The sequence below is a fragment of the Dysgonomonas sp. 521 genome, assembly GCF_010501055.1.
In the GTDB taxonomy this organism is placed as follows: domain Bacteria; phylum Bacteroidota; class Bacteroidia; order Bacteroidales; family Dysgonomonadaceae; genus Dysgonomonas.
Map to the genome: position 1 here is coordinate 1 of NZ_QVMO01000153.1, position 5137 is coordinate 5137.

Below are 5137 nucleotides of genomic sequence, written 5' to 3' on the forward strand. Positions count from 1 at the left end.
TTTGGGTGGATATCTGCCGGAATGGCAGATTTTTAGAACCGATTTCTAATGGATTTAGAACCGGATTACTGGGTGGGGATGCTCCGGATTATGCATTTTAAATCTACTATTAGAGAATTTTTAGATAAAGATGATGAATTTGCTATTGAAATAGCTAAAGAAATTAGCATTAGAAAAAGTAAGAAAAAAGAGATTCCACCTACAGAAGAGTAATAGAGAATACTATATTATTTCAATATATATTACATCGAAGTTCTTGTTAATCTACCCAACCGTTCTTCATAACTACGGATATACATTCTTTTCAATTTATTATCCAGAAATGATTGTTCGGTCAATGAATAAACAAGAGGTTGGGAGGATGTAATTTGCTCTATGATCATTTTAATTTGAGGTTTAGACACATGAATCATTTCTCCAAATGCAATAAAATCATCCTTACAAGGGTGTCCTTTTTGCTTGTATATTTCCGAATAATGCTCCTTACTGAATAATCCACCTTCCAAAGCAAAATCTTCGTCTGATACATGCAGCGAACTATTCAATAAATCGTAGGCAGGACTTAAAACGTAATCACCATTGATTGTTTGTTGTAGTGAGAAATTTTTCAAATGAGCATCACCATTGGCAAATAAATAGTTAAATAGAACCAACTTGAAGAACTTGCTGATTTCTATTTGCCATGCAGCAACATATTTAGGAAATAGAAAACCCATGCTTGCATAATCTCCCGTATATTTAAAATGCTTTCCATGTGTTTCGCTCGTCTTTTGCAAAAGTGAAGCAAAGTCCTCTTGTTTTATTTTTTTGTTATCAGCATCAATATCAAAGCGTTTAGTAATATAAGCAGCTTCTCCATCTTGAAAAAACACCAAAGCATTTTCTGCTGTGGGGATATTATACACTTGACGGGCTATCTGCATAGTCAGATGTTCATTAGCCGGCATATATTGACGATATTGTATTCTCTTATAATCGGGAGCAGGTTTTATAATGTATCTACCTTGAACGCCTTCCGGAGTAAGTATAATCTGTTTATCCTTTATAATTGCTGAGAATTTCTCCTGTACACCCGAAATAGAGATTTTCCCGATATTATCATCTATCATCAAACGATTTGTTTCATCATTCGAGAAGTTCAGAAGATGATTGACCTTTTGATTTTCGAACACACGTTTTATTGCTGTTGTACTATAAGTGTTATAACCAACAGCAAGCGTTCCGGGACAATTATGTATTTCAAGCGATTTTTTCATCTTCTGCTGGTCTTATAGTTATAGCACCTATTGTATCTTCTCCTGCTGTTGCCAGCAGCAAACTGAAATAGTCATTCTCATCAATTTTGTATTTCTGTATTTGTACCTCTTTATTCACGCCTTCGGATAGCATATTGAAGAAAAACGAAAATAACGATTTCGCATGATATTCCTTTTGTGATTTAGGCAATGTCAGACTGATGGCTGACTTTGTGCTGTCATTGAAATACGAATCAGTATAAGAAAACACAAATGAGCCATCCGTATTTTCTGTCAATACTCCGGCTAAGTCATTATTCACATATACATTTGCAGTTCTCATACCTCATCTAACTTTTTAACGCTTATATCAATCGACATACCCAATACACTGACAACTTTATTCAATGTGCCAATTGCAGGATTTCCTTTACCATTCTCCATTTGTTTGATGGTACGCAAAGCAACTCCTGATATATCAGCTAAATCCTGCTGGGTTATACCCAGCAAAAGACGCCTGTCCTTTATCTTCTTGTAAATATCCAATTCAGGCATAATAATGCACTTTTAGGCAAAGATAGTATATTTTTTGATTCAAAGAATAAAAAAGGGCAACATGCTGCACTTTTTATCTGTTTTAATTGTGTAATTCAAAAACAAGAGCCATCTTTATGATTGAAAAACAGGCATGAAAGTGAGGGAAATGTGTGATCTTAGAAGATAATTTTTAAGACTAAATATTGTAATTATATGTCTGAATCCGATTTATTAAAGCGAATAGCCGAACTAGAATCTCAAAATATCGAATTACTTGCAGAAAATGGGAGACTGCGGGAAATGCTGGGTTTAACTCAAAAGGAGTCTAAACTCCAAGAAACAGCTCCTGTATCGGATATTTCAGAGGAGAATAATACAGAAACCTTTCCACCTTCAATCAACAAATACAGCTCGCCCGAAGAAAAAATAGAGTTGTTCCAATCATTATTCCAGGGACGGACAGATATATATGCCAAAAGATGTTATAGTAAAAAACATGGAAGCAATTATTACATTCCGGCATGTAAAAACGAATGGATAAAAGGCGTTTGCGACAGAAGCCGTGTCAAATGTAAAGACTGCCCAAATCGGGACTTATTGCCTTTAACAAAAGAAGTAATCAATAACCATTTGCGAAACAAGGATAAGCATGGTGCCGGCATTGTTGGTGTCTATCCGCTTTTACCGGATGACAACTGCCTATTTCTTGCCGTTGACTTTGATGAGGAGAAATGGAAAGAAGATATAGCCATATTCCGCTCTGTATGCAAAACCCACAATATCCCGGTTGCCATAGAACGATCCCGTTCAGGAAACGGAGCTCATGCATGGATGTTTTTTGAAGAGTCTATCTCAGCTGCGTCTGTTCGAAGACTTGGAAATGCGCTTTTGACAAAAGCCATGTCAGTTAGACATGAGATATGTTTCACTTCGTATGATAGAATGTTCCCAAATCAGGATTTTATGCCCAAAGGAGGTTTTGGAAACCTGATTGCTCTACCATTACAAGGAGGAGCACGTGAAAATGGGAACAGTGAATTTATAGATGAAAACTTTTTGAGTTATCCTGACCAATGGGCATATTTAGCTACTATCAGGAAAATGAGTTCAGACGAAATAGAGAATTTACTTACCACTCTGTGTGATGGGAATGGGTTAGGCAAACTTGGAGATCCAGAAAATGAAGAGACGAGTTTATTCAATCCCTGGGAAAATAAAAAAGTAGAAAATGTTCTCGAAAAGAAAGATTTTCCAAATACTTTGACTATTATCGAGGCAAACCGATTGTATATTTCCAAAAACAAAATAAGCCCACGAGCACTCAATCGCATTAAACGATTAGCTGCTTTTCAGAATCCCGTATTCTATAAAACACAAAAGATGCGGATGTCTACCTATGGTATTCCGAGGATTATCTATTCGTTAGATGAAACGGATAAATATATCGGCATTCCCCGAGGTTGTCATTCTTCTCTTATTCATTTGCTCGAAGAATCAGATGTAGCATATACCTTTGATGATAAACGAAATAAAGGAAGACGGATTAAGGTCAGTTTCAAAGGAATACTTCGGGAAGAACAACAATCTGCAGCGGATACCTTATTGCAATATGAAAATGGCATATTATCCGTCCCAACAGCTTTTGGAAAAACTGTTATCGGGGCTTCCCTGATTGCAAACAGGAAGTGCAATACGTTAATTTTAGTCCATCTACAAACTTTATACGACCAATGGAAAAAATCATTGGAACAGTTTCTCGAAATAAACGAAACCTTACCGGAACCGGAGAAGAAGCGCGGACGAAAGAAGGTTCGTTCCATTATTGGTCAAATAGGTTCTGGTAAAAACACTTCATCCGGAATTATAGATATTGCACTTGTACAGAGTTTAGTCCATGAAGGTGGAGTGGATGATATCGTAAAGAATTATGGTATGGTAATAGTAGATGAATGCCACCATGCCTCTTCGCTTAATTATGAAAAGGTTCTTAGCGAAACGAACGCTCAATATGTTTATGGATTAACTGCAACACCGAAACGACAGGACGGACAACATCCGGTTACTTTTATGCAATGCGGACCGATACGGTATAACGTTAGTGCAAAGGAACAAGCTGTCAAACGAAGCTTTGAGCATTATGTCATGCCATGCTTTACCGGATTTAGAAGACCTTTTACACAAACGGAATCCGATTGGCATATAACAAAAATATATACGGCTCTCGCAGAAAATGAATTTCGCAATCAGCAGATTGCAACCGATGTATGTGAAGCTGTAACAAATGGCAGAACACCTATCATACTTACTCAACGAAAAGAGCATGTTGTGAGGTTGGCAGCTATTCTTAAAGACCAAACCAATGCACATATTATAACTCTTGTAGGAGCCGATTCCGCAAAAATAAAAAACAAGATGATGGAATCATTAGCAGACATTCCACAAGAAGACAGACTCATTATAATTGCCACGGGAAAATATATTGGAGAAGGATTTGATTATCCGCGCTTGGATACTTTATTTCTTGCCTCTCCAATCGCATGGAAGGGAACATTAGCTCAATATGCCGGACGATTACACCGTGAATACCCCGGCAAGCAGGATGTGATTGTTTATGATTATATGGACATTCATATTCCGGTTTTGGAACGAATGTATCACAAACGGTTAACAGGCTACGCTCAAATCGGATACAAAGCTTTGTCTTCAAGGAATGAACCAGATAAAATCAGCATGATTTACGACTGTGAGACTTTTATGCCGAAAGTAAAAAATGATTTTGCTGAAGCGAAGCAGGAGATTCTGATAGTAAGCCCCTATATTCGGAAAAAGCAACTTAATACAGTGCTTGAATGGCTGAAAGTACCTCTAAACACAGATATTTCAATCACTGTCATTACCCGTCCAATAGAATCATACAAAGGACAAGAACAAATAAGAAAATGTATTGAAATACTTCAATCTAAATTAACAGTTGTGCAAGAGGCAGATACTTATCAAAAGTATATCATTATAGATAACCGGCTCGTTTGGTACGGAAGCATCAATCTCTTTGATTTTGGAAATTCGGAAGATACTATTATACGGCTGGAATCAAGAGATTTGGTTGCTGAACTGAAAAAATTCAGCAATGAATTAAAAGAATGATAACATCAGCTAACATTCTACATATTTAACAATTATAGATTTAAATATCTTCTTTGATTTTCAATCCATTTTATTACCCAATAGTTCGTTATAAATTTCTATAGTTTTTACGCTATTCATGCAGTTCTATAGGTTGCTATATCAATTAGTTCTTTGACAAGTTTGTCATTTATCTTTCTGTTGGGCTTAAACCCAGACAGCTCAAAAAATCGTTTGAGTAT

The 5137-nt window shown here is 36.4% G+C and carries 4 protein-coding genes; 1 reads left to right on the forward strand and 3 read right to left on the reverse strand.

Translation table 11 applies throughout. The features are described from left to right. Positions 1 to 242: 242 nt before the first annotated feature. Genes D0T84_RS21220 through D0T84_RS21230 form a run of 3 tightly spaced genes read right to left on the reverse strand, consistent with a single transcriptional unit; the run spans position 243 to position 1790 of the window. The gene (locus tag D0T84_RS21220; protein ID WP_163309932.1) at positions 243 to 1256 is read right to left on the reverse strand and encodes a type II toxin-antitoxin system HipA family toxin; all 1014 of its coding nucleotides are present in this window, start codon (positions 1254 to 1256) and stop codon (positions 243 to 245) included. Then, on the reverse strand, positions 1240 to 1578 hold the full coding sequence (locus D0T84_RS21225) for a HipA N-terminal domain-containing protein (RefSeq protein WP_163309933.1): 339 nt from the start codon (positions 1576 to 1578) through the stop codon (positions 1240 to 1242). Before D0T84_RS21225 ends, D0T84_RS21220 begins: the two co-directional genes overlap by 17 nt. After that, positions 1575 to 1790: a helix-turn-helix transcriptional regulator gene (locus D0T84_RS21230; RefSeq protein WP_163309934.1), complete on the reverse strand. Its 216-nt coding sequence runs from the start codon at positions 1788 to 1790 to the stop codon at positions 1575 to 1577. Before D0T84_RS21230 ends, D0T84_RS21225 begins: the two co-directional genes overlap by 4 nt. A gap of 195 nt (positions 1791 to 1985) precedes the next feature. On the opposite strand from D0T84_RS21230, the gene D0T84_RS21235 reads away from it, so the two are divergent. Then, positions 1986 to 4916, forward strand: coding sequence for a DEAD/DEAH box helicase family protein (locus tag D0T84_RS21235; RefSeq protein WP_163309935.1), 2931 nt, complete (start codon positions 1986 to 1988; stop codon positions 4914 to 4916). Positions 4917 to 5137 lie beyond the last annotated feature (221 nt).